The 23,690-nt window shown below is 70.3% G+C and carries 17 protein-coding genes, 1 pseudogene and 1 riboswitch; of the genes and pseudogenes, 12 read left to right on the top strand and 6 right to left on the bottom strand.

Features of this window, described 5'->3' with window-relative positions:
- The first annotated feature begins 349 nt into the window (after window positions 1-349).
- Together ACZ7EG_RS36905 and ACZ7EG_RS36900 are read left to right on the top strand one after the other, a co-directional pair.
- Entirely contained in the window at window positions 350-1,891 is a 1,542-nt protein-coding gene (locus ACZ7EG_RS36905) for an RNA polymerase sigma factor (RefSeq protein WP_471088716.1), read from the top strand.
- A gap of 138 nt (window positions 1,892-2,029) precedes the next feature.
- A complete protein-coding gene (locus tag ACZ7EG_RS36900) occupies window positions 2,030-2,881 on the top strand; it encodes a S1 family serine peptidase (RefSeq protein WP_471088714.1) in 852 nt (283 codons plus the stop codon).
- A 136-nt stretch (window positions 2,882-3,017) separates the two neighbouring features.
- On the opposite strand, the gene ACZ7EG_RS36895 is transcribed toward ACZ7EG_RS36900, so the two are convergent.
- The gene (locus tag ACZ7EG_RS36895) at window positions 3,018-3,248 is read right to left on the bottom strand and encodes a DUF7455 domain-containing protein (RefSeq protein WP_031103326.1); all 231 of its coding nucleotides are present in this window, start codon (window positions 3,246-3,248) and stop codon (window positions 3,018-3,020) included.
- 442 nt (window positions 3,249-3,690) lie between these two features.
- Here ACZ7EG_RS36895 and ACZ7EG_RS36890 point away from each other — a divergent pair, with 442 nt between their 5' ends.
- The 4 genes and pseudogenes from ACZ7EG_RS36890 (at window position 3,691) to ACZ7EG_RS36875 (ending at window position 8,575) form a co-directional block, all read left to right on the top strand.
- Window positions 3,691-5,814, top strand: a complete 2,124-nt coding sequence (locus tag ACZ7EG_RS36890) for a DNA gyrase/topoisomerase IV subunit B (RefSeq protein ID WP_471088712.1) — start codon at window positions 3,691-3,693, stop codon at window positions 5,812-5,814.
- A 444-nt stretch (window positions 5,815-6,258) separates the two neighbouring features.
- Window positions 6,259-6,357 (top strand): annotated as a pseudogene (locus ACZ7EG_RS36885) (DNA-binding response regulator); the annotation flags it as partial.
- Window positions 6,358-6,425: 68 nt separating this feature from the next.
- Complete coding sequence (locus tag ACZ7EG_RS36880) at window positions 6,426-6,986, top strand: DUF485 domain-containing protein (RefSeq protein ID WP_471088710.1); 561 nt, start codon at window positions 6,426-6,428, stop codon at window positions 6,984-6,986.
- A complete protein-coding gene (locus tag ACZ7EG_RS36875) occupies window positions 6,983-8,575 on the top strand; it encodes a solute symporter family protein (RefSeq protein WP_471088708.1) in 1,593 nt (530 codons plus the stop codon). Before ACZ7EG_RS36880 ends, ACZ7EG_RS36875 begins: the two co-directional genes overlap by 4 nt.
- Window positions 8,576-8,642: 67 nt before the next feature.
- On the opposite strand, the gene ACZ7EG_RS36870 is transcribed toward ACZ7EG_RS36875, so the two are convergent.
- The 4 genes from ACZ7EG_RS36870 to ACZ7EG_RS36855 all read right to left on the bottom strand — a co-directional run bounded on the left by ACZ7EG_RS36870 (window position 8,643) and on the right by ACZ7EG_RS36855 (window position 13,430).
- Window positions 8,643-9,323 carry a response regulator gene (locus tag ACZ7EG_RS36870; protein ID WP_471088706.1) on the bottom strand — a complete coding sequence of 227 codons (681 nt, stop codon included), beginning with the start codon at window positions 9,321-9,323 and terminating at the stop codon, window positions 8,643-8,645.
- Window positions 9,323-10,996 (bottom strand): ATP-binding protein, encoded by a 1,674-nt coding sequence (locus ACZ7EG_RS36865; RefSeq protein WP_471088704.1) that lies wholly within the window; start codon window positions 10,994-10,996, stop codon window positions 9,323-9,325. Before ACZ7EG_RS36865 ends, ACZ7EG_RS36870 begins: the two co-directional genes overlap by 1 nt.
- A 97-nt stretch (window positions 10,997-11,093) precedes the next feature.
- Window positions 11,094-12,038 (bottom strand): sucrase ferredoxin, encoded by a 945-nt coding sequence (locus ACZ7EG_RS36860; RefSeq protein WP_471088702.1) that lies wholly within the window; start codon window positions 12,036-12,038, stop codon window positions 11,094-11,096.
- A 132-nt stretch (window positions 12,039-12,170) separates the two neighbouring features.
- A complete protein-coding gene (locus tag ACZ7EG_RS36855) occupies window positions 12,171-13,430 on the bottom strand; it encodes a citrate synthase (protein ID WP_471088700.1) in 1,260 nt (419 codons plus the stop codon).
- 110 nt (window positions 13,431-13,540) lie between these two features.
- On the opposite strand from ACZ7EG_RS36855, the gene ACZ7EG_RS36850 reads away from it, so the two are divergent.
- Both ACZ7EG_RS36850 and ACZ7EG_RS36845 read left to right on the top strand, forming a co-directional pair.
- Window positions 13,541-14,701 carry a citrate synthase gene (locus tag ACZ7EG_RS36850; protein WP_471088698.1) on the top strand — a complete coding sequence of 387 codons (1,161 nt, stop codon included), beginning with the start codon at window positions 13,541-13,543 and terminating at the stop codon, window positions 14,699-14,701.
- 166 nt (window positions 14,702-14,867) lie between these two features.
- Window positions 14,868-16,022, top strand: a complete 1,155-nt coding sequence (locus ACZ7EG_RS36845) for a CobW family GTP-binding protein (protein ID WP_471088696.1) — start codon at window positions 14,868-14,870, stop codon at window positions 16,020-16,022.
- Here the strand turns inward: ACZ7EG_RS36845 and ACZ7EG_RS36840 are convergent.
- Window positions 16,019-18,475 carry a DNA gyrase/topoisomerase IV subunit A gene (locus ACZ7EG_RS36840; protein WP_471088694.1) on the bottom strand — a complete coding sequence of 819 codons (2,457 nt, stop codon included), beginning with the start codon at window positions 18,473-18,475 and terminating at the stop codon, window positions 16,019-16,021. The two genes, ACZ7EG_RS36845 and ACZ7EG_RS36840, sit on opposite strands and share 4 nt — an antisense overlap.
- A gap of 347 nt (window positions 18,476-18,822) precedes the next feature.
- Here ACZ7EG_RS36840 and ACZ7EG_RS36835 point away from each other — a divergent pair, with 347 nt between their 5' ends.
- From ACZ7EG_RS36835 to ACZ7EG_RS36820, 4 genes are all read left to right on the top strand, one after another.
- The gene (locus ACZ7EG_RS36835; RefSeq protein WP_234388017.1) at window positions 18,823-20,166 is read left to right on the top strand and encodes a M16 family metallopeptidase; all 1,344 of its coding nucleotides are present in this window, start codon (window positions 18,823-18,825) and stop codon (window positions 20,164-20,166) included.
- Window positions 20,163-21,551, top strand: a complete 1,389-nt coding sequence (locus ACZ7EG_RS36830) for a M16 family metallopeptidase (protein ID WP_471088692.1) — start codon at window positions 20,163-20,165, stop codon at window positions 21,549-21,551. Before ACZ7EG_RS36835 ends, ACZ7EG_RS36830 begins: the two co-directional genes overlap by 4 nt.
- Window positions 21,552-21,743: 192 nt before the next feature.
- Window positions 21,744-21,908, top strand: a riboswitch (cyclic di-AMP (ydaO/yuaA leader).
- A 12-nt stretch (window positions 21,909-21,920) separates the two neighbouring features.
- Window positions 21,921-22,709 carry a M23 family metallopeptidase gene (locus tag ACZ7EG_RS36825; RefSeq protein ID WP_471088690.1) on the top strand — a complete coding sequence of 263 codons (789 nt, stop codon included), beginning with the start codon at window positions 21,921-21,923 and terminating at the stop codon, window positions 22,707-22,709.
- Between the two features lie 233 nt (window positions 22,710-22,942).
- The gene (locus ACZ7EG_RS36820; protein WP_471088688.1) at window positions 22,943-23,638 is read left to right on the top strand and encodes a GntR family transcriptional regulator; all 696 of its coding nucleotides are present in this window, start codon (window positions 22,943-22,945) and stop codon (window positions 23,636-23,638) included.
- The last annotated feature ends 52 nt before the right edge of the window (window positions 23,639-23,690 follow it).

Below are 23,690 nucleotides of genomic sequence, written 5' to 3'. Positions count from 1 at the left end.
CGGACCCCGTGGGATCCTTGTGATCCTGCGGGGTCCGACGGCGCGAAGGGGTCGATACCCGGTGGCGCGGTCGGGGCGATACCGCATGTGACCCGTTCTATCCATGTTCGACCGTTTTTGTTCGCTTACGGGGTGTGACTCGGGCCACGCAGATTCGGCGTAACGCTCGTGGGGAGAACGCGATGACCTAAGAGGTGACAGCCGCGGAGGGAATACGGACGTCGTTCACGGCGCTGTGCATCTTCCCGGCCCCCGCCCGCGCCGTCGGCCCATCCCCAAGCCGGCGGTCGGCTCCAGTCCACACCGGACGGGGCCGGAAGCCGTTTTCCAACGTTCCGAGAGGTTGTTCGTGTCGGCCAGCACATCCCGTACGCTCCCGCCGGAGATCGCCGAGTCCGTCTCTGTCATGGCGCTCATTGAGCGGGGAAAGGCTGAGGGGCAGATCGCCGGCGATGACGTGCGTCGGGCCTTCGAAGCTGACCAGATTCCGGCCACTCAGTGGAAGAACGTACTGCGCAGCCTCAACCAGATCCTCGAGGAAGAGGGTGTGACGCTGATGGTCAGTGCCGCAGAGCCCAAGCGCACCCGAAAGAGCGTCGCAGCGAAGAGCCCCGCCAAGCGCACCGCCACCAAGACGGTCGCGGCCAAGGCGGTGACCACCCGGAAGGCCACCGCCACCGCCACGCCGGCGGCGTCCACCGCCGAACCCGCCGTCGAGGAGGAGGCGCCCGCCAAGAAGGCGGCTGCCAAGAAGACGACCGCCAAGAAGGCGGCCGCGAAGAAGACCGTCGCCAAGAAGACCGCGGCCAAGAAGACCAGCGCCAAGAAGGACGACGCCGAGATCCTCGAGGAGGAAGTGCTCGAGGAGGCAGCCCCCGGCAAGGCCGGCGAGGAGCCCGAGGCCACCCCCGAGAACGCGGGCTTCGTACTCTCCGACGAGGACGAGGACGACGCGCCTGCCCAGCAGGTCGCCGCCGCCGGTGCCACCGCCGACCCGGTCAAGGACTACCTCAAGCAGATCGGCAAGGTCCCCCTGCTCAACGCCGAGCAGGAGGTCGAGCTCGCCAAGCGCATCGAGGCCGGTCTGTTCGCCGAGGACAAGCTGGCGAACGCCGACAAGCTGGCCCCGAAGCTCAAGCGCGAGCTGGAGATCATCGCCGAGGACGGCCGCCGCGCCAAGAACCACCTCTTGGAGGCCAACCTCCGTCTGGTGGTCTCCCTGGCCAAGCGCTACACCGGCCGCGGCATGCTCTTCCTGGATCTCATTCAGGAGGGCAACCTCGGTCTGATCCGCGCGGTCGAGAAGTTCGACTACACCAAGGGCTACAAGTTCTCCACGTACGCCACCTGGTGGATCCGTCAGGCGATCACCCGCGCCATGGCCGACCAGGCCCGCACCATCCGTATCCCGGTGCACATGGTCGAGGTCATCAACAAGCTCGCGCGTGTGCAGCGCCAGATGCTCCAGGACCTGGGCCGCGAGCCCACCCCGGAGGAGCTGGCCAAGGAACTCGACATGACCCCCGAGAAGGTCATCGAGGTCCAGAAGTACGGCCGCGAGCCCATCTCACTGCACACCCCGCTGGGCGAGGACGGCGACAGCGAGTTCGGTGACCTCATCGAGGACTCCGAGGCTGTCGTTCCCGCCGACGCGGTCAGCTTCACGCTCCTGCAGGAGCAGCTGCACTCTGTCCTGGACACCCTGTCCGAGCGTGAGGCGGGCGTCGTCTCGATGCGCTTCGGCCTCACCGACGGTCAGCCGAAGACCCTCGACGAAATCGGCAAGGTCTACGGCGTCACCCGTGAGCGGATCCGCCAGATCGAGTCCAAGACCATGTCGAAGCTGCGCCACCCGTCCCGTTCTCAGGTGCTGCGCGACTACCTCGACTGAGCGAGGTCGTACGACAACGGAAGGCCCGGTTCCTCTGGGGGGGACCGGGCCTTTGCCGTGCGCCCGGGCGCGGGTGCGGGGTGAGGCGCGGTGGATCACTCTGGGTGTCGCATGGACACCACGGAGTGAGGAGTGCGAATGCGTCGTCGTCTGGCACGAGCTCTGTTCCTGCCGCTGGCCCTGGCGGCCGCGGTACCAGCCCTCTCAATGGGCTCCAGTGCCCCTGTGGCCGCCGACAGTGTGGTCATAGGTGGATTCCCCGTCGAGATATCCCAGAGCCCGTGGACGGTGGCCCTGTCCAGTCGTGACCGGTTCGGGGGTACGCGAGCGGGTCAGTTCTGCGGCGGCGTGGCGGTCGGCCGCACGACCGTCCTCACCGCGGCCCACTGCCTGGACGAGAACATTCTGGGCGTGCCACTGGAGCGCGTACGGGACCTCAAGGTCATAGCCGGACGCACGGACCTGCTCGCGGGCCGCGGCGGCCAGGAGATCGCCGTGCGCCGCACATGGGTGAACCCGGCCTACGACGGGGACAGCAACGACGGGGACTTCGCCGTGCTCACTGTCGCCGAACCCCTCCAAGCGGACTCGGTCATCACCATGGCGGCCCACGGGGACCCTGCGTACACGGCAGGCGGGACCGCGACGGTCTACGGCTGGGGTGACACATCGGGCGCCGGCGATTACCCGGACAGTCTGCGGGCCGCACGTGTGCGCGTGCTCCCCGATGCGCTCTGCGAGGAGGCGTATCCGGGCGGTTCCGACGGCACCTACGACGCCACGAGCATGGTGTGCGCCGGGGAGGCGGAGGGAGGCCGGGACTCCTGCCAGGGTGACAGCGGAGGGCCGCTGGTGGCCCAGGGGCGGTTGATCGGACTCGTGTCCTGGGGGATCGGCTGTGGTCGGGCCGGCAACCCCGGGGTGTACATGCGTGTGTCCGAGATCATGCGGACGCTCGGCTGGGCGCGGTCGACTTCCGCAGGTGTCTGAAGCGCCCGGCGGAGTCTGTGCCGAGTCGAGCCTGTGCCGGGTCGGCGGACGTGGACGGGCGGCTGCCTCTGGTGACCAGAGGCAGCCGCCCGTCCACCGGCCTGTGCCGGGCTGGCTCGTCGTCGGACGCGAGGTGTCAGCGCTCTTCTTCGGAGGCGTTCGCGGGAGCGGACGTGAGCCGCTCCGTCTCGTCCTGTATCTCAGCGGCGATCTTCTTGAGTTCCGGCTCGAACTTGCGCCCGTGGTGGGCGCAGAAGAGCAGTTCTCCGCCGCTCAGCAGGACGACGCGCAGGTACGCCTGGGCGCCGCAGCGGTCGCAGCGATCAGCGGCCGTCAGCGGGCTCGCGGGGGTCAGAACAGTAGTCACGTCGCCTCTTCTCTAGCTCGACGAGCTGTCGTACCAGGGTCAACATCCAACCAGCCCCAAAACGTTCCCGCTCGTGGCTTTTCCTCGAAAGAATCTTTGCGAGGCGGCTGTCTGCTGCCGGTTGGCGGCGAATGTGCCGTATTGCGTGTCTATGTGTCTTACGGGGCTTCGCGTTGTATCGGTGGTCGGTCCTCCCGGCTGGGTTGCCGGTTGTTCATGAGGACGTGCCCGGAGCCTAAATGGTTCATGCCTGGAAGGGAACGTGATGTGTACTTCACTCCATCGAGGGATCGAACACGTATGCGAGTGTGGACTAGTGTGAGTTTTCGACGAGGGTGGCGTTACAACGGCTCTACCAGGCCTCGGTACCCTCTCACCGGTGACTGAAGCCGTGCCCTTACCCACGAGGGCCCCATCCGAAATTCAGCGAGGAGCGAACCGCGTGACCGCCGAGACGTCCGTGCCGTCCACAGCTCTGCTGGCAGGAGCAGACCGGGACGGATCCAACTACACCGCGCGGCACCTGCTCGTCCTCGAGGGGCTCGAGGCCGTGCGCAAGCGCCCGGGTATGTACATCGGGTCGACCGACAGCCGTGGCCTGATGCACTGCGTCTGGGAGATCATCGACAACTCCGTCGACGAGGCCCTGGGCGGGTACTGCGACCACATCGAGGTGATCCTCCAGGACGACGGCTCGGTCGAGGTCCGGGACAACGGCCGGGGCATCCCGATCGACGTCGAGCCCAAGACCGGCCTCTCCGGTGTCGAGGTCGTCATGACCAAGCTGCACGCCGGCGGCAAGTTCGGAGGCGGCTCCTACGCCGCCTCCGGCGGTCTGCACGGCGTCGGCGCCTCCGTGGTGAACGCCCTGTCCGCCCGCCTGGACGTCGAGGTGGACCGCGGTGGGCACACCCACGCGATCAGCTTCCGGCGCGGGGTGCCCGGAGCCTTCGCCGGGAACGGCCCCGACGCCAAGTTCGAGGCCAAGGGCGGCCTGCGCAAGGCCAAGAAGATCCCGAAGACCCGCACCGGCACGCGCGTGCGGTACTGGGCCGACCGCCAGATCTTCCTCAAGGACGCCAAGCTCAACCTGGAGACGCTGCACCAGCGCGCCCGCCAGACCGCGTTCCTGGTGCCCGGCCTGACCATCGTCGTGCGCGACGAGTTCGGGCTCGGCGAGGGCGGCAGCAAGGGCGAGGAGTCCTTCCGCTTCGACGGCGGCATCAGCGAGTTCTGCGAGTACCTGGCGAACGACAAGCCGGTCTGCGACGTGCTCCGCTTCTCCGGGCAGGGCATCTTCAAGGAGACCGTGCCCGTCCTGGACGACCACGGCCAGATGACGCCCACCGAGGTCACCCGCGAGCTCGGCGTCGACATCGCACTGCGGTGGGGGACGGGCTACGACACGACGCTTCGCTCGTTCGTCAACATCATCGCCACGCCCAAGGGCGGCACCCACGTCGCCGGCTTCGAGCAGGCCGTCGCCAAGACGATGAACGAGGTGCTGCGCACCAAGAAGCTCCTTCGCGTCGCCGAGGACGACATCGTCAAGGACGACGCCCTGGAGGGCCTGACCGCGGTCGTCACCGTGCGCCTCGCCGAGCCGCAGTTCGAGGGCCAGACCAAGGAGGTCCTCGGGACCTCGGCTGCTCGCCGCATCGTGAACAACGTGGTCACGAAGGAACTCAAGGCATTCCTGACGTCCACGAAGCGGGACGCCGCACAACAGGCCCGTGTCGTGATGGAGAAGGCCGTCGCCGCGGCCCGTACGCGCATCGCCGCCCGGCAGCACAAGGACGCGCAGCGCCGCAAGACGGCCCTGGAGTCTTCCTCGCTGCCGGCCAAGCTGGCCGACTGCCGCAGCGACGACGTCGATCGCAGCGAGCTGTTCATCGTCGAGGGCGACTCCGCGCTCGGCACGGCGAAGCTCGCCCGGAACTCCGAGTTCCAGGCGCTGCTGCCGATCCGCGGCAAGATCCTCAACGTCCAGAAGTCGTCCGTGACGGACATGCTGAAGAACGCCGAGTGCGGCGCGATCATCCAGGTCATAGGGGCCGGCTCGGGGCGGACGTTCGACATCGACACCGCGCGCTACGGCAAGATCATCATGATGACCGACGCCGACGTCGACGGCTCGCACATCCGCACTCTGCTGCTGACGCTGTTCCACCGCTACATGCGGCCCATGGTCGAGGCCGGCCGGGTCTTCGCGGCGGTGCCGCCCCTCCACCGCATCGAGATCGTCCAGCCGAAGAAGGGGCAGGACAAGTACGTCTACACGTACTCGGACCGCGAACTGCGCGACAAGCTGATGGAGTTCCAGAGCAAGGGCATCCGCTACAAGGACTCGATCCAGCGCTACAAGGGCCTCGGTGAGATGGACGCCGACCAGCTGGCCGAGACGACGATGGACCCGCGTCACCGCACCCTGCGCCGGATCAACCTCTCCGACCTGGAGGCCGCCGAACAGGTCTTCGATCTGCTGATGGGCAACGACGTGGCACCGCGCAAGGAGTTCATCTCCAACTCGGCGGCCACGCTGGACCGGTCACGGATCGACGCGTAGCCGCTGCCTCGGGCGGTAGCCGGGTAGGGCCGGGTGAGAGCAACCACCAGGTCGGTGCCTGCGTCCGGCCCGCGTGAGGCGACTGGTCCGACGAGCTCCTCGTACGACGGGCCCTCGCCGGTGCGACTTGAGGGCCTGGTCACCGTCCGCAGCGTTGGTGAATCGTCCGGTCGTGAAAGGCGTCTCTCCACCCCCGGGTGGAGAGACGCCCGGCCCGGAATCAACCCGTGATCCACCCAGGCTCCGATCCCGTGGCCCGGCGATTTCCGTAGCGTCGAAGGCCTCGGCGGCACCCGCTGCCGACACCCCTTTCTCGCTCACGGAGTGCGGACGCTCGTCCCCGGACGGCTGCTGTGGGGTGCCTTCTCCGACAGCCACGCGAGCGGCTGGAAGGCGGCGGCCTGCGCCGCAGGAGTCCTGCTGGCGGCCGTGCTCGCCGGGGCCCACATCAACAACCTCTTCACCAAGACCGGACTCAAGGACCGTGCACAGGCGGTGCGTTACGCCTTCGGGAAGGGACTCGTGCGGCCACCAGCGGGTTAGTCACCTGATGGGGTGAAGAGCGAAGGGAAGAAGAGTCGCGGATCTTCCCGTTCTGTCCATCCTTGGGCATGCAGCAAAGCAAGGGCCGTCCCCGCGGCGGCGGAGCGGGCCAGGAGAGTTGGGCCGAGCCTCTCGACGGCCATGATCCTTTCCCGCCCGGGGAGGCAGGGCAGCTCAGGTATGACGACCCCTGGTACGACGCCCTCGCCTCCGGCTGGGGCGAGTCGGCCGGCGACGGGGCGCAGGTCCACGCGCTGGTTCCGCCCGCGCCGGGAGAGGGCGTGACGCGGACCGCGGCGGCCGATGTGTACCTGGAAGTACAGCGCAGTGCCGCCTTTCAGGAGGTGCGGCGGCGGTACAGAAGGTTCGTGGTGCCGGCGTTCGTGGCCTTCTTCGCCTGGTACGTGGGCTATGTCGTGGCTGCCACGACAGTGCCGGAGCTGATGGCGCGGCCCGTCGCGGGAGCGGTGAACGTGGCGATGGTGGCGGGGCTGGGGCAGTTCCTGTCCACGTTTGTGCTCACCTGGGCGTACGCACGGCACGCGCGGTTGCGCAGGGACCGGGCCGCGCTCGAACTGCGCTGGGACACACAGGAACTGACGCGTGGTGTGAGCGGTGGTAGATCGTGACGGGGGAACACCAGACGCTGGCGTTGCTGCTCTTCAGCGCGTTCGTCGCGGTCACGCTGGGGATCACCACATGGGTCAGCCGCAACAGGCGTGGCTCGGCGGAGGAGTTCTACGCCGGCGGGCGGCTCTTCTCACCCATGGAGAATGGTTTTGCCATCGCGGGCGACTACATGTCGGCCGCCTCCTTCCTGGGAGTCACCGGGCTCATCGCGCTGTTCGGTTACGACGGGCTGCTGTACGTCGTCGGGTTTCTCGTGGCGTGGCTCGTGGTGCTGTTCCTGGTCGCCGAACTGGTGCGCAACTGCGGCCGGTTCACGCTCGCCGACGTCGTGGCGTCCCGGATGAGGGAGCGGCCGGTAAGGATCGCGGCGGGAACCTCCTCGGTGACGGTGTCCGTTCTGTACCTGGTGGCGCAGATGGTCGGCGCGGGGAGCCTGGTGGCGCTGCTGCTCGGCGGTACGAGCGACGCGGCGCGGTCCTGGACCGTCATCGGGGTGGGCGCGCTCATGGTCATCTACGTGTCGCTGGGAGGCATGCGGGCGACCACGTGGATCCAGATCGTCAAGGCGGTCCTGCTGCTCGGGGGTACCGTCGCGCTGACGGTCCTCGTGCTGGTGCGCTTCCACGGCGACGTGGACCGGCTGCTGATCACGGCGGCCGAGCGCAGCGGGCACGGAGCGGCGTTCCTGGCACCGGGGCTGAAGTACGGCGGGGACTGGACCGCCCGCTTCGACTTCATGAGTCTCGGGCTGGCGTTGGTGCTGGGTACGGCGGGGCTGCCGCACATCTTGTCGCGCTTCTACACCGTCCCCACGGCGCGTGCTGCCCGCCGCTCGGTCGTCTGGGCTGTCGGGCTGATCGGCGGCTTCTATCTCATGACGATCGTGCTCGGGTTCGGCGCGGCCGCCATTCTCGGGCCGGACGCGGTGCGCGGGTCGAGCGTGGCCGGCAACACGGCGGTTCCGTTGCTGGCGCTCGATCTGGGAGGTGGGGCGGGGTCCACCGGAGGGACGGTTCTCTTCGCGATCGTGGCCGCGGTCGCCTTCGCGACGATCCTCGCCGTGGTGGCCGGTATCACGCTCGCGTCCTCGGCATCCGTGGCCCACGACCTGTATGCCTCCCTGCGGCGTCGGGGCGGCAAGCCGCGCAGTGAGGTGGCCGTGGCCCGTATCGCGGCTGTCGGCGTCGGCGCGGTGGCGATCGCGCTCGGGCTGCTGGCGCGGGATCTCAACGTGGCGTTCCTCGTGGGCCTGGCCTTCGCCGTCGCCGCGTCGGCGAACCTGCCGGTGCTGCTCTACTCCCTCTTCTGGCCGGGCTTCACCACACGGGGCGCCGTCTGGGCCGTCTACGGAGGCCTGATCCCGTCTGTGGTGCTCGTGGTGCTGTCCCCGGTGGTCTCAGGCAGCCCCGACTCGCTTTTCCCGGGCATCGACCTCCAGTACTTCCCGTTGCAGAACCCGGGCCTGGTCTCGATTCCCCTAGGCTTTCTCGCGGGCTGGCTGGGCACGGTCACCTCGGCGGAGGTCCCGGACGAGGCCAAGCATGCCGAGACCGAGGTGCGGTCGCTGACGGGTGCGGGAGCGGCGTAGGGCGGTGCCTGCGGTGCGGTGACCAGGACGGCGTCACCGCCTTCGGAAGACCAAGCGGCTGACGGCCCTAGCCGCGGGTCGCCCACACGTAACGGTGTTCCGGGCGGCCCGCGTCGCCGTACTTGAGGGTGAGCCTGGCCCGTCCCGTGCGCTCCAGGAGCTTCAGATAGCGCTGGGCGGTCTGGCGGCTCACCCCGGTCCGCTCGGCGATCTCCTGGGCGGACAGGGGCCCGTTCGCGTGCATCAGGGACTGGCGGACCAGCTCAGCGGTGGTGGGGGAGTGCCCTTTGGGCAGATCGGGCTCCGACGGGGCCGACAGGGCCCCGAAAATGCGGTCCACCTCGGCCTGTTCCGCCTCCCCGCCGCCGTCCAGGGTGCGGCGCAGTTCCGCGTAGGCCTCCAGCTTGGCGCGCAGGCCGGCGAAGGCGAACGGCTTGACCAGGTACTGCAGTGCGCCGTGCCGCATCGCCGCCTGCACGGTGGAGACGTCCCGGGCCGCCGTCACCATGATCACGTCGGTCTGGTCGCCGCGCCGCCGCATCTCCTGAACCACCGCGAGTCCCGTGGCGTCCGGAAGGTAATGGTCCAGGAGCACCAGGTCCAGCCGGGGCAGTGTCTCCAGCTGATGCAGCGCTTCCGCCGCGCTGTGGGCTTCACCGGCGACATGGAAGCCCGGCACCTTCTCGACGTAGGCGGCGTTGACCTTCGCGACTCTCATGTCGTCGTCCACGACCAGGACCTCGATCATCACGACTCCTTCTCGGTGGTCTGCGGAGCTGACGGCACGGTCAGCACGGCCGGTTCGGGACCCGGCTCGGCCAGTGCCTCGGGCAGGACGACGGTGAACTCCGCGCCCCCGCCGTGCGCCTCGCCGACCGTCGCGCTGCCACCCTGCCGTTCGGCCAGCCTGCGCACCAGAGAGAGTCCGATACCCCGCTCACGGTGAGCCGGCGGCTTCTTCGTAGACCATCCCGAGGTGAAGATCAACTCCCGGTGTTCCGGCGGGACGCCCGGCCCCGTGTCACGCACCCGGAGGATCGCCGTACGCCCCTCGGCGCGCAGTTCGACCTCCACGCGCGCGTGCGGCTTGCCGGCGACCGCGTCGAGGGCGTTGTCCACCAGGTTTCCCACGACCGTGACGAGTCCCTGCGGGTCGACCAGTCGGTCGGGGAGCCGGGTCCGGTCCGAGACCCACAGGGCGACGCCCCGCTCGGCCGCGACGGTCGCCTTGCCGACCAGCAGGGCTGCGAGCAACGGATCCTCGATCCGTTCGGTGACCTGTTCCGCGGTGGCCCGGTGGTCACCGACCACCTCGCCGACGAACTCGACGGCATCGTCGTACATCTCCAGCTCGAGCAGCCCGAGAAGCGTGTGCATACGGTTGGCGTGCTCGTGGTCCTGGGCGCGCAGGGCGTCGATCAGACCTCGGGTGGAGTCCAGTTCGCGGCCCAGCTGCTCCAGCTCGGTGCGGTCGCGCAGGGTGGCCACGGCGCCGCCGTCGTCGGTGGGCATGCGGTTGGCCACCAGCACCCGCTGGCCGCGCACGGTGAGCAGATCCGTGCCGGTGACCCGTCCGGCCAGTACGTCGGCCGTACGGCCCGTGCCGAGCGCCTCGTCGGGTGAGCGGCCCACGACCGTCTCCCCGATGCCCAGCAAGCGCTGCGCCTCGTCGTTCACGAGGCGGATGCGGCCGGTGCGGTCCAGGGCGACGACGCCCTCGCGGATGCCGTGCAACATCGCCTCGCGTTCGGACAGAAGCGCCGCGATGTCGGAGAAGGCCAGGTCCCTGGTCTGCCGCTGGACTCGCCGCGAGATGACCCACGCGGCCAGCGCGCCCACGGCCAGGGCGCCCCCGGCGTATGCGAGAAGCCCCGGGATGGCGTGGATCAGACGGGCCCGGACGCTGTCGTAGGCGATGCCGACCGAGACCGCGCCCACGACATGGCCCTCGCTGTCGCGCAGCGGCACCTTGCCCCGGGCGGAGCGGCCCAGGGTGCCGCTGTCGATCTCCATGACCTCCTTGCCGGCCAGGGCCTGGCCGGGGTCGGTGGAGACGATGCCGCCGATCTGCTTCGGGTCCGTGTGCGACCAGCGCACGCCCCGCCAGTCCATCACCACGATGTACTCGGCTTTGGTGGCCTTCCGGATCCGCTCCGCCTCCCGCTGCACCGGGCCGTTCGGCGCGGGGGGAGTGTCCCGCAGGTCCTTCGCGAGGTCGGGCAGTTGCGCGGTCGTCTGCGCGATCGCGAGCGCACGGCGCATCGCCTGGTCGTCCAGCTGATTGCTGAGGGGAGCGAGGAACAGCCCGGTCGCGAGCACCGCGACTCCCGCGGCGATCACGACCTGCATCAGCAGCACCTGCGAGAACACTCGCCGGGGCAGGCCGAGGCGCAGGCGGCGTGCGGGGGGAGTGGGGCTCATACCCCAGACCGTACGTGCGGACGGCTGCCCGCCCTAGACGGGGGTGGCGTGGATCTCCAGATCAATGTGAATGCGAGCCGGTCGACGAGCCTCGTGGTCAGCCGGCCAGTGCCGTCGCCACCCGCACCTCGCGCACCGCCACCACGTCCATCCGCGCGGGTGAACCGAGAACGGACGCCCCGCAGCTCTCCGGGTGGGGCGGCAGGCCCGCGGCCTGGGCCACCTCGACCTGCCAGCGGCGTCCGTCGGTGTGGGCGACGGTCACCTCCCAGCGCGGTGACGCACCGGCCGTCCGGACGACGCTCAGCGCCTCCGCGGTGTATTCCCCGGTCCTGGTGCGCACGGCGAGCTCGGCAGCCTGGCCGGGCCGCTCCCAGGCGGAGCTGCCCCGGCATCCCTCCATGACGATGCGCCCCTCCCGCGCGCTGTGGAGGACCTCCTTGAGGGAGTGGGCCTCGGCCCGGCCGTACGCGTATCCGTACGGCAGCACGAGCACTGTGGGGGAGAAGCGGTGACCACCCAGATGGGTGACCTCCCAGACGCCTTCGACCCCGGACGTCGCCAGCTCGGCCGCGAGGGGACGGCCGAGGAGGGCGCAGCAGCGGTCACGCTTGCCGTTGGTGCAGACGAGGGCCAGCGGGTCGCCGTCGTGGGGCCGGCCGCCGAGCAGTGCGTCGAACGTGCGGTGGTCGCCTCGGCCGAGTGCCGTGAAGTCGAGGTCGAGCAGCTGTCCGGGGTCCGAGGTCGAGGCGCTGTGCAGCCACACGTTCCCCGGGACGACGTGCGCCACGTACACCCGGCGCGTGGCGGGCATGCGGCGGTCCGCGTGGCGCCCGGGGCGGCGGATGAGCGCGATCCGTACGCCCGTGTCCTTCGCGGCCGTCTCCAGGGCACGTCCCAGGGCGGGGTCCAGGTGGCTCGAAGTGAGCGCCTTGGCACCCCACGGACCGGGCTGTTCCAGCAACAGCCAGGTCCTCGCGGTGGCCGCGGTTCCCGAAACGGGCTCGTCGAAGTCCCGGGAGACGCTAGAGCACGTACTCACAGAGGTGAGCCTAACCTGACTTGGCTCGCGACGACTTTCGGCCCCTCCCGCTTTACTCCGGCAGTGGCTGGGGAGGCCTGGGGCCTGCCGCATTGCTCCGGCAGTGGCTGGGGAGGCTTGGGGCCTGCCGCTCTACTCAGGCAGTGGCTGGGGAGGCTTGGGGCCTGCGTAGAGACCACTCGGTCGCATCCGCAGCGGGCGTTCGCCGTACTCCTCCAAGGCGTGGGCGATCCAGCCCGCCGTCCGGGCGACGGCGAAGATCGTCTCGCCCGCGGTCGGGTCCATGCCGCTGGACACGGTGAGCACCGCGAGGGCGAGGTCCACGTTGGCGTGCAGGGGGGCGTGGCGGGCGGTGGTCTGCACGATGTCGCGGGCGGCGAGGAGAGCGGGCTCCGCACGCGGGATCTGTTCCAGGAGGGCGAACAGGGCACGCGCGCGTGGGTCCTCACCGTGGTACAGCCGGTGTCCGAGGCCCGGGACACGGCGTCCGGCGCGCAGTTCGCCGGCGATCACGGGCGCCGCGTCGCCCTGTTCGAGCACGTCCCACAGCAGCCGGTGGGCGAGTCCGCTGGCCGCGCCGTGCAGCGGGCCCTCGATCACCCCCAGCCCCGCGGTGACCGCAGCGTAGGCGTGGGCACGGGCCGACGCGGCGACACGCACGGCGAGGGTGGAGGCGGCCAGGTCGTGGTCGACGAGGAGGGCGAGGGCGGTGTCCAGGGCCCGCAGGGATGCCTCGTCGGGGTCCTTGCGCACCGACAGCCTGCTCCACAGGCGTTGGGCCAGCGGGCCCTCGTCACGGCGGTGATGCCCCGCGGGAGGCAGCGCGTCGACGAGCGTGGGGATGAGGGTGCGCGCGGTGCCGAGCACGGCCTCCTCGGACAGGTCGAACCGCAGCGGGTCCGCGGTCGCGGCGGCGATCGTCGCCACCCGCAAGCGGTCGGTGGGAGCGGCGTGTTCGGGCAGAGCTTCGACGGCCCGGCGGGCGACGGCGACGGAGGCGGCGGGCGCGGTGAACGTGCGGCCCGGGAGCATCCGGCCCGTCCACAGCCACTCGGCGACCTCCTCGTAGGTGTGCCGTGTGGCCAGGTCGACCGCGTCGACACCGCGGAAGAAGCAGCGGTCGTTCTCGATGAGCGTGATCCGGGTGCGTACGGACAGCTCGCCGCCGGAACCGGAACCGCCCGCGCTCTCCCGCCTGTTGCGCCGGGCGAGGGCCTCGACCTCCTGTGCGTCGAAGGTGCTGCCACGCCCGCCGCTCACCCGTCGGCTGCTGAGCTGGCCGCGGCTCACGTACGCGTACACGGTCTCCGGCTTCACGCCGAGCAGCTCGGCGGCCTCCTTGGTGCTCAGCCGTCGTTCCGCGCCAAGGGGGGCGGGTTCTCGATCGCGCATGGGGGTCACCGTATCCGTCTGGCAGACCATTGACTGATCTATTGACTCAATCAATATTGACACACTCTTAATCAATCATAGACAGTCGAATCAAGTTCAGGGAGGAAGTCATGTCCGTCAACAGGTCAGCAGCCACTCTTCTCGAAGCGCCTCGGGGGCTTGCCGGGGTCGTCGTCACCGACACCCGGATCGGTGACGTCCGCGGTCTGGAGGGCTTCTACCACTACCGGCAGTACTCGGCCGTCGACCTCGCGCGTACCCGCGGCTTCGAGGACGTCTGGCATCTGCTCGTGCACGGAGAACTGCCGGACGCCGCGCAGAGCGCGGCCTTCGCGGCCGAGACCGCCGCGCTGCGGCGGCTGCCCGACGAGGTGCGAGCGGCGCTGCCCGCCATCGCGGCGGCCGGCGGGCGATCGGGGCCGCTGGCCGGGATGCGTACCGCCCTGTCGCTGCTGGGCGCGGCGAAGGGATTCCGCCCCGTGTACGACATCGACGCCGACCGGCGCCGGCAGGACACCATCGAGGCGGCCGCGGCCGTGCCCACGCTGCTCACGGCGCTGCACCGGCTGGGCAACGGGCTGGAACCGGTTCAGCCGCGCGAGGACCTGTCCTACGCGGCGAACTACCTGTACATGCTGACCGGTTCGGTGCCGGCAGAGCCGCACGCGAGGGCCGTCGAGCAATACCTGATCTCAACCATTGATCACGGATTCAATGCGTCAACCTTCACGGCCCGGGTCATCGCCTCGACGGGCGCGGACGTGGCGGCGTGTCTGGCCGGGGCGGTGGCCGCGCTGTCGGGTCCGTTGCACGGAGGTGCGCCCAGCCGCGCGCTGGACACCCTGGACGCGATCGGCACCCCGGACCGGATCGAACCCTGGGTGCGTCAGAGGGTGCTCGCCGGTGAGCGCATCATGGGGTTCGGGCACGCGATCTACCGCACGGAAGACCCACGGTCCCGGATGCTGCGCGAGGTCGCCCAGGGGTTCGGCGGGCCGCGGGTGGACTTCGCCGTCGAAGTCGAGCGTCGTGTCGAAGCGATCCTGGCGGAGCTGAAGCCCGGCCGGGAACTCCACACCAACGTCGAGTACTACGCGGGCGTCGTCATGGAACTCTGCGGCCTGCCCCGCGAGATGTTCACCCCGACCTTCGCCGCCGCGCGGGCGGTGGGCTGGAGCGCCAACATCCTGGAGCAGGCGGAGGACACGAAGATCATCAGGCCGGTGGCGCGGTACGTGGGGCCGGAAGCGCCGGCGCCTGTGCCCGCCTGAGCGTTCGTGCCCGACGGGGGTGCCGCGACCTGAGCGTCCCGGAGGTGCTGCCGACCCGTTCACTTCGGCGTGGATCTCGCGGCTCGTATTCTGGGGCGGCATCCCATCCCCCACGTGTGCCGGGAACGCGCGCCGGTGCACGCGTCGGCGCGAGAAAGGTCGCACGGTGAGCCAGCCGAGCCCGCAACCGCAGCAGATCCCGGTCGTCGTCCTGGCGGGATTCCTCGGCTCGGGGAAGACCACCCTGCTCAATCACCTCCTGCACCGCAGCGGCGGAAGCCGTATCGGCGCCCTCGTCAACGACTTCGGGGCGATCGAGATCGACGCGATGGCAGTTGCGGGAGCGCTCGGCGACTCGACGGTCTCCCTCGGCAACGGCTGCCTGTGCTGCGCCGTCGACGCGAGCGAACTGGACCACTACCTCGAGCGGCTCGCGGAGCCCTCCGTCGGCATCGACGTCATCGTCATCGAGGCCAGCGGTCTCGCCGAGCCGCAGGAACTCGTGCGGATGCTGCTGGCCAGCGAGCATCCGGGCGTCGTCTACGGCGGGCTCGTCGAGGTCGTCGACGCCGCCGAGTTCGACGACACCCGGGCCAGGCACCCCGAGATCGACCGGCATCTCGCGCTGGCCGACCTCGTCGTGGTCAACAAGCTGGACCGGGCCGCGGACGGCGACGGTGTCCTCGCACTGGTCCGGTCCCTCGTCGACCGCGCCGCCGTCGTCCCGGCCACCTACGGCCGGATCGACCCCGAGTTCCTCTTCGACTGCCGCCCGAGCGAGGAACGCATCGGACAGCTGTCCTTCGACGACCTCCACGAAGACGACCTCCACGAAGACGACCTCGACGACGACCCCCACGACCACGACCCGCGCGACGGTCACTCCCACGCCCCTCAGGACGGCCACCCGCACCCGCACAACTCGGACGCCCACGCCGGGCACCTGCACGCCGCCTACGACAGCTTGTCGTTCGTCTCCGAGGCCCCCGTCGATCCTCGTCGGCTGATGACGTTCCTCGACAGCCGGCCCGAGGGGCTGTACCGGATCAAGGGCTACGTCGACTTCGGGCCGTACGACATCCGCAACCGCTACGCCGTCCATGCCGTCGGGCGCTTCCTGCGTTTCTACCCGGAGCCCTGGCCGGCCGGCGGCGAACGCCTCACCCAGCTCGTCCTCATCGGCTCGGGGATCGACGCCGCCGCCCTCGAGAAGGAACTGCAGGGGTGCAGGAGCGAGGCCCCACACGCCGACGAGCACGGCATGTGGGGCGTCCTGCGGTATGTGCGCGACCCCGAGGAGGACGGCGCCGACCCGGCCTAGACCGGCCCGGCCACCACCGCAACCGTCTTCGCCAGGGACACCCCGGAACCGTCGCGGCGCGGGTCGATCTCCGGGAGCTCGGCCGGAGTGCCGTTCTTCTGCGCCGCCAGGGCCGGGACGGGGCCCGCCCACGCCAGGGACAGGCAGTCCTCGCCCTTCAGGAACCGCTGACAGCGGACACCGCCGGTGGCGCGGCCCTTGCGCGGGTACTGGTCGAACGGGGTCAGCTTGGCCGTCGTCTGGACGGAATCGTCCAGCGTGCCCCGCGATCCCGCGACGGTGAAGACGACGGCGTCCACGGCCGGGTCCACCGCCGTGAACGAGATGACCTTCGCGCCCTCGGCGAGCTTGATGCCCGCCACACCGCCGGCCGGGCGGCCCTGCGGGCGGACCTGGGAGGCCTGGAAGCGCAGCAGCTGCGCGTCGTCGGTGACGAAGACCAGATCCTCCTCACCGGTGCGCAGCTCGATCGCGCCGACGATCCGGTCGCCCTCCCTGAGGCTGATCACCTCGAGCTCTTCCTTGTTGGCCGGATAGTCCGGCACCACGCGCTTGACGACGCCTTGCGCCGTACCGAGCGCCAGACCCGGCGACGATTCGTCGAGCGTGGTCAGGCAGACCACCGTCTCGTCGTCCTCCAGGGAGACGAACTCCGCCAGCGGGGCACCCCCCGCGAGGTTCGGCGCCGACAGCGATTCCGGGAGCTGCGGCAGGTCGATCACGTTCAGCCGGAGCAGCCTGCCCGCCGAGGTGACCGCACCCACCTCGCCACGGGCGGTGGCCGGCACCGCCGAGACGATCACGTCGTGCTTCACGCGCTTGGCGGCGGCGTCCTTTGCGAACGGCTCGCCGTTCGCCGTGCGGGCCAGCAGACCCGTGGAGGACAGCAGCACCCGGCACGGGTCGTCGGCCACCTGCAACGGCACGGCCGCCACCGGGGCACCGCCCGACTCCAGCAGGACCGTACGCCGGTCGGTGCCGAACTTCTTGGCGACCGTGGCCAGTTCGGAGGAGACCAGCTTGCGCAGCTCCGCGTCCGAGTCGAGGATCCGGGTCAGCTCCTCGATCTCCGCGTTGAGCCGGTCCTTCTCCGTCTCCAGCTCGATGCGGTCGTACCTGGTCAGACGGCGCAGCGGCGTGTCCAGGATGTACTGCGTCTGCACCTCGCTCAGCGAGAACTGCTCCATCAGACGCTGCTTGGCCTGCGCGGAGTTGTCGCTGGAGCGGATCAGGCGGATGACCTCGTCGATGTCCAGCAGGGCCGTCAGCAGCCCCTCGACCAGGTGCAGCCGGTCGCGCTTCTTGCCGCGGCGGAACTCCGAGCGTCGCCGTACGACGTTGAAGCGGTGGTCGAGATAGACCTCAAGAAGCTCCTTGAGGCCCAGCGTGAGCGGCTGGCCGTCGACCAGGGCCACGTTGTTGATGCCGAAGGACTCCTCCATCGGCGTCAGCTTGTAGAGCTGCTCCAGGACGGCCTCCGGCACGAAGCCGTTCTTGATCTCGATCACCAGACGCAGGCCGTGCTCACGGTCGGTGAGGTCCTTGACGTCGGCGATGCCCTGGAGCTTCTTCGAGCCGACCAGATCCTTGATCTTGGCGATGACCTTCTCGGGGCCGACCGTGAAGGGCAGCTCCGTGACGACGAGACCCTTGCGGCGGGCCGTCACGGGCTCCACCGACACCGTCGCCCGGATCTTGAAGGTGCCGCGACCGGACTCGTACGCGTCCCGGATGCCGGACAGGCCCACGATGCGGCCGCCCGTGGGCAGGTCGGGGCCCGGGACGTGCTTCATCAGGGCGTCGAGATCCGCGTTGGGGTACCGGATCAGATGGCGGGCGGCGGCGATGACCTCGCGAAGGTTGTGCGGCGCCATGTTCGTGGCCATGCCGACCGCGATGCCCGAGGCGCCGTTGACCAGGAGGTTCGGGAAGGCGGCGGGCAGGGCCACCGGCTCCTGCTCCTGGCCGTCGTAGTTGGGGTTGAAGTCGACGGTGTCCTCGTCGATGGACTCCGTCATCAGGCTCGTGGCCTCGGCCATCCGGCACTCGGTGTACCGCATGGCGGCCGGCGGGTCGTCGTTGCCCAGCGAACCGAAGTTGCCGTGGCCGTCGACCAGGGGGACCCGCATCGAGAAGGGCTGGGCCATGCGCACGAGGGCGTCGTAGATCGACGCGTCGCCGTGCGGGTGCAGCTTGCCCATCACCTCGCCGACGACACGGGCGCACTTGACGTACCCGCGCTCGGGGCGCAGGCCCATCTCGCTCATCTGGTAGACGATGCGGCGGTGCACCGGCTTGAGGCCGTCGCGTGCGTCCGGCAGGGCGCGGGAGTAGATGACCGAGTACGCGTACTCGAGGAAGGAGCCCTGCATCTCGTCGACGACGTCGATGTCGAGGATCCGCTCCTCGTACGAGTCGTCGGGCGGCGGGGTCTTCGTGCTGCGGCGGGCCATCGCTGCCGGCTCCTCCTGTTACTGGTCGCTCGCCTACAAGGCGTTCATGCGCTGACGAGACACCGACCGTACTCAGCCCTTCGGGCCTGCGCGCGCTCGCCCTCTCGTCACCGACCGCCCCTGCGGCTCGCTCATGCTGCTGCGATCCGGATCTGACGCCGACCATTGTGGACCGCCGCACTGACAACCGGGACCCAGGGACCCGGTCCGGACCGCATCCCGCGCTCTCGGGCCCAGGTCGCCGCCGGGAACTTCACCAGGGCTCCGCACGCTTGCATACAGTGGCAGGACCGGCAGGAATCCGCGGTCTGAACAACCGCTCCGCGAGCGAAGGGACGTACATGCCCATGGGTCACACGGCCACAGCCCAGGCAGGCTCCGGGGGCCTGACAGCGACCGAGCACCGCCTGGCCAACGGCCTGCGCGTGGTGCTCTCCGAGGACCACCTGACCCCGGTCGCGGCGGTGTGCCTCTGGTACGACGTCGGCTCACGCCATGAAGTCAAGGGGCGTACCGGCCTGGCTCACCTTTTCGAGCACCTGATGTTCCAGGGTTCCGCGCAGGTCAAGGGCAACGGTCATTTCGAGCTCGTCCAGGGCGCGGGCGGCTCGCTGAACGGCACGACCAGCTTCGAGCGGACCAACTATTTCGAGACCATGCCCGCCCACGAGCTGGAGCTCGCCCTCTGGCTGGAGGCCGACCGCATGGGCTCGCTGCTGGCCGCGCTCGACGACGAGTCGATGGAGAACCAGCGCGACGTCGTCAAGAACGAGCGCCGCCAGCGCTACGACAACGTCCCGTACGGCACCGCCTTCGAGAAGCTGACCGCCCTCGCCTACCCGGAGGGCCACCCCTACCACCACACCCCGATCGGTTCGATGGCCGACCTGGACGCGGCGACCCTGGAGGACGCGCGCGCGTTCTTCCGCACCTACTACGCGCCGAACAACGCCGTACTCTCCGTGGTGGGCGACATCGACCCGGAGCAGACGCTCGCCTGGGTGGAGAAGTACTTCGGTTCCATCCCCGGCCACGACGGCAAGCCGGCACCGCGCGACGGCTCGCTGCCGGAGACCATCGGCGAGCAGCTGCGCGAGGTCGTCGAGGAGGAGGTCCCGGCCCGTGCCCTGATGGCCGCCTACCGGCTGCCGCACGACGGCACGCGCGCGTGCGACGCGGCCGACCTGGCCCTCACCGTCCTCGGCGGCGGCGAGTCGTCCCGCCTGTACAACCGGCTCGTGCGCCGCGACCGTACGGCCGTGGCGGCCGGCTTCGGCCTGCTGCGGCTCGCCGGGGCGCCCTCCCTGGGGTGGCTGGACGTGAAGACGTCCGGTGACGTGGAGGTTCCGGTCATCGAGACCGCCATCGACGAGGAGCTCGCCCGGTTCGCCGAGGAGGGGCCCACGGCCGAGGAGATGGAGCGCGCCCAGGCCCAGTTGGAGCGCGAGTGGCTGGACCGGCTCGGCACGGTCGCGGGCCGCGCCGACGAACTGTGCCGGTACGCCGTGCTGTTCGGCGATCCGCAGCTCGCCCTGACCGCCGTCCAGCGCGTGCTGGAGATCACGCCGGAGGAGGTCCAGGAGGTCGCCAAGGCCCGCCTGCGGCCCGACAACCGCGCGGTGCTCGTCTATGAGCCGACCGCCCCCGAAGCCCCCGCCGACCAGGACGAGAACGAGGAGGCGGCCCGGTGACCGAGCTCGCCACGATGGACTTCCACCCCCGGCCGCAGGCGGGCGACGCCAAGCCGTGGGCCTTCCCGGCCCCCGAGCGCGGCTCGCTCGACAACGGCCTCACGGTGTTGCGCTGCCACCGCCCCGGCCAGCAGGTCGTCGCCGTGGAGGTGCTGCTCGACGCCCCCCTGGACGCCGAGCCCGCCGGCCTCGACGGTGTGGCCACGATCATGGCCCGGGCCTTCTCCGAGGGCACCGACAAGCACTCCGCCGAGGACTTCGCCGCCGAGCTGGAGCGCGCCGGCGCCACCCTCGACGCGCACGCCGACCACCCCGGCGTCCGGCTCAGCCTGGAGGTGCCGGCCTCCCGGCTCGCCAAGGGACTGGGCCTGGTCGCCGACGCCCTGAGGGCTCCCGCGTTCGCCGACAGCGAGGTCGAGCGGCTGGTCGCCAACCGTCTCGACGAGATCCCGCACGAGTTGGCCAACCCGTCCCGCCGTGGCGCCAAGGAGCTCTCCAAGGAGCTCTTTCCGGCGGACTCGCGCATGTCGCGCCCGCGGCAGGGCACCGAGGAGACCGTCGCCGCCATCGACTCCGCGGCCGTGCGCGCCTTCTACGAGAAGCACGTCCGCCCTGCCACGGCCACCGTCGTGGTCGTCGGCGACCTCACCGGCATCGACCTGGACGCCCTGCTCGGGGACACGCTGGGCGCCTGGACGGGCTCCCCGGCCGAGCCGCGTCCGGTGCCGCCGGTGACCGCCGACGACACCGGCCGGGTCGTCATCGTGGACCGCCCGGGCGCCGTCCAGACGCAGCTGCTGATCGGCCGGATCGGGCCGGACCGGCACGACCGCGTGTGGCCCGCGCAGGTGCTCGGCACGTACTGCCTCGGCGGCACCCTCACCTCCCGCCTGGACCGCGTCCTGCGGGAGGAGAAGGGCTACACCTACGGCGTACGGGCGTTCGGCCAGGTCCTCAGGTCCGCCCCGGACGGCACGGGTGCGGCGATGCTCGCCATCAGCGGCTCCGTGGACACGCCCAACACCGGCCCCGCTCTGGAGGACCTCTGGACGGTGCTGCGCACCCTCGCCGCCGAGGGGCTGACCGACGCCGAGCGGGACGTCGCCGTGCAGAATCTGGTCGGCGTCGCGCCGCTGAAGTACGAGACGGCAGCGGCCGTCGCGAGCACGCTGGCCGACCAGGTCGAGCAGCATCTGCCCGACGACTACCAGGCCACGCTGTACCGGCAGCTCGCCACGACCGGCACCGTGGAGGCCACCGCGGCGGCCGTCAGCGCCTTCCCGGTGGATCGGCTGGTGACCGTCCTCGTCGGTGACGCGGCGCAGATCAAGGCGCCTGTCGAGGCCCTCGGCATCGGCGAAGTCACCGTCGTCGCCGCCGAGTAGCGGCACGCCCGCGCAGGGGCCCTGGTTGTCTTCAAAGGCGCCAGGGCCCCTTTATGCCCGAATTGGGGTGGGAGTTGCCTGTCTGCCCTGTGGGATGCGCTACAAAAGCCGGGATTCGTTTGGGAATTGAAAGTGGCGCCGCTTAGCGTCGTCCGGGCTGTTCGTCAGGCAGTGCGCCGCACCCGCGGCACCGGACAGTCATCGCCGAGTCCCCGTACGGCGCGAGCCAGGGGAGCCGGGGACCCACCGCAGTCCCTGGGGTGAATCGGACGCCCGCGCGTGCCGCGAGGGAGTCCGTAGGAGACCTTCCTGCTCCGAACCCGTCAGCTAACCCGGTAGGCGAGAGGGAAGGAAAGGACCAGCCACCACATGGCGTTCACTCGCGCCACCGGGAAGCACCGTCGTCCCAGCAGGATCCAGCGTCGCACCGCCCGCGCGGCGGGTGTCGCGGCCCTCGCCACCACCGGCGTGATCGGCACCGTGGCTGCCCCCGCGGCCTTCGCTGCCGAGCCCAGCGCCGAGCAGACCGGCCTCACCCCGGTCGTCACCATGGGCGACACCGTGGCCCAGCAGATCGACGCCCAGGCCGTCGCGCAGCAGCAGGCCGCCGAGGAGGCCGCCGCCAAGCGGAAGGCCGAGGAGGCCGCCCGCAAGCGGGCCGCCGAGGAGGCCGAGAAGGCCAAGGAAGCGGCCGAGGAGGCCCGCGAGGCCAAGGAGCGCGCCGCCCGCGAGGCCGAGCGCAAGCGCCTCAACGCCTACGTGGCCCCGATCTCCGGCTCGTACGTCTCCACCGGCTACAAGGCCAGCAGCGGCCTGTGGTCCTCCGGCAGCCACACCGGCGTGGACTTCCACGCCGCCAGCGGCACCTCCGTGCACGCCGTCGGCGCGGGCACCGTCGTCGAGGCCGGCTGGGGCGGTTCCTACGGCAACCAGATCGTGATCAAGATGAACGACGGGACGTACACCCAGTACGGCCACCTGTCCTCCGTCGGCGTCTCGGTGGGCCAGCAGGTCACCCCCGGCCAGCAGATCGGCCTGTCCGGCGCGACCGGCAACGTCACCGGCCCGCACCTGCACTTCGAGGCCCGTACGAGCCCCGAGTACGGCTCGGACATCGACCCGGTCGCCTACCTGCGCTCGCACGGCGTCGGCGTCTGAGCGGAACCCCTCCGTCGTTCCCGAAGCCCCGGCTCCCCGAGCCGGGGCTTTCGGTGTTTTCCGGATGCCCGCCGGATGCCCGCGGGGCGTCTCTGGAAGCCCGCCGGATGTCCGCTGTCCAAAAAATATCCCTGGATTCCCGCCTGCCGTCGGAAATTCCGGCTCATTGCAATAGAGTCACGGAAACACGCGCCGCTCGTCGGCGTTTCACGGGGATTAAGGGGAGGTCGGTCATGCGTATTCCCGCGCACTCGGTGTGCACGGCCATCCGGGACGACATCGTCGCGGGTGTCCACGCACGCGGCAGCCGGCTCACCGAGGAACTCCTCGCCCGCCGCTACGGCGTCTCGCGGGTGCCCGTCCGGGAGGCGCTGCGCACTCTGGAGGCCGAGGGCTTCGTGGTGACTCGCCGGCACGCGGGCGCGTGCGTGGCCGAGCCCACCGAGCAGGAGGCCGGCGACCTGCTGGAGATGCGGATGCTCCTGGAGCCGCTCGGTGCGGCCCGCGCCGCCCAGCGCCGCACCGAGGCGCATCTGAAGGTCCTGCGCGGCCTGGTCCGGCTGGGCCAGGACAGGGCCCGTCGCGGCAACAGCGACGACCTGCGCTCCCTGGGCGCCTGGTTCCACGAGACGCTCGCCCAGGCCTCCGGCAGCCACGCCCTGACCTCGATGCTCACCCAGCTCCGCCACAAGATCACATGGATGTACGTCGTGGAGGCGCCGCTCAGCCCGGTGGAGTCCTGGACGGAACACGGCGCGATCGTGGACGCGGTGGCGCGCGGGGACGGTGAGCGCGCTCGGGCGGTCACGGCGCTGCACACCGAGCGCGCGATCGGCGCGCACCGCCTGCGCCTCGGCTCCGCCGAGGAACGCGCCGACCGTGTGAGGAACTCGCAACATCCCGTAAACACGGCGAGCCTGCGGCTTTAACACGGCAGCCGTATACAAAGAGAGGCGAATTCCCGGGGGTTTATTTCCGATG

Source organism: Streptomyces sp. NPDC037100 (assembly GCF_055606225.1).
Note: the sequence above shows the minus strand (reverse complement) of the source record. Positions and strands in the feature narration are given on the sequence as shown.

What these genes read in the sequence shown, in the direction of transcription:
- ACZ7EG_RS36900 (WP_471088714.1), top strand. Translation starts at nt 2,030, where the DNA reads ATGCGTCGTCGTCTGGCACGAGCTCTGTTCCTGCCGCTGGCCCTGGCG.
- ACZ7EG_RS36855 (WP_471088700.1), bottom strand. Translation starts at nt 13,430, where the DNA reads ATGCGCGATCGAGAACCCGCCCCCCTTGGCGCGGAACGACGGCTGAGC.
- ACZ7EG_RS36820 (WP_471088688.1), top strand. Translation starts at nt 22,943, where the DNA reads ATGCGTATTCCCGCGCACTCGGTGTGCACGGCCATCCGGGACGACATC.
- ACZ7EG_RS36825 (WP_471088690.1), top strand. Translation starts at nt 21,921, where the DNA reads ATGGCGTTCACTCGCGCCACCGGGAAGCACCGTCGTCCCAGCAGGATC.
- ACZ7EG_RS36865 (WP_471088704.1), bottom strand. Translation starts at nt 10,996, where the DNA reads ATGAGCCCCACTCCCCCCGCACGCCGCCTGCGCCTCGGCCTGCCCCGG.
- ACZ7EG_RS36840 (WP_471088694.1), bottom strand. Translation starts at nt 18,475, where the DNA reads ATGGCCCGCCGCAGCACGAAGACCCCGCCGCCCGACGACTCGTACGAG.
- ACZ7EG_RS36835 (WP_234388017.1), top strand. Translation starts at nt 18,823, where the DNA reads ATGGGTCACACGGCCACAGCCCAGGCAGGCTCCGGGGGCCTGACAGCG.
- ACZ7EG_RS36880 (WP_471088710.1), top strand. Translation starts at nt 6,426, where the DNA reads ATGCAGCAAAGCAAGGGCCGTCCCCGCGGCGGCGGAGCGGGCCAGGAG.
- ACZ7EG_RS36850 (WP_471088698.1), top strand. Translation starts at nt 13,541, where the DNA reads ATGTCCGTCAACAGGTCAGCAGCCACTCTTCTCGAAGCGCCTCGGGGG.
- ACZ7EG_RS36870 (WP_471088706.1), bottom strand. Translation starts at nt 9,323, where the DNA reads ATGATCGAGGTCCTGGTCGTGGACGACGACATGAGAGTCGCGAAGGTC.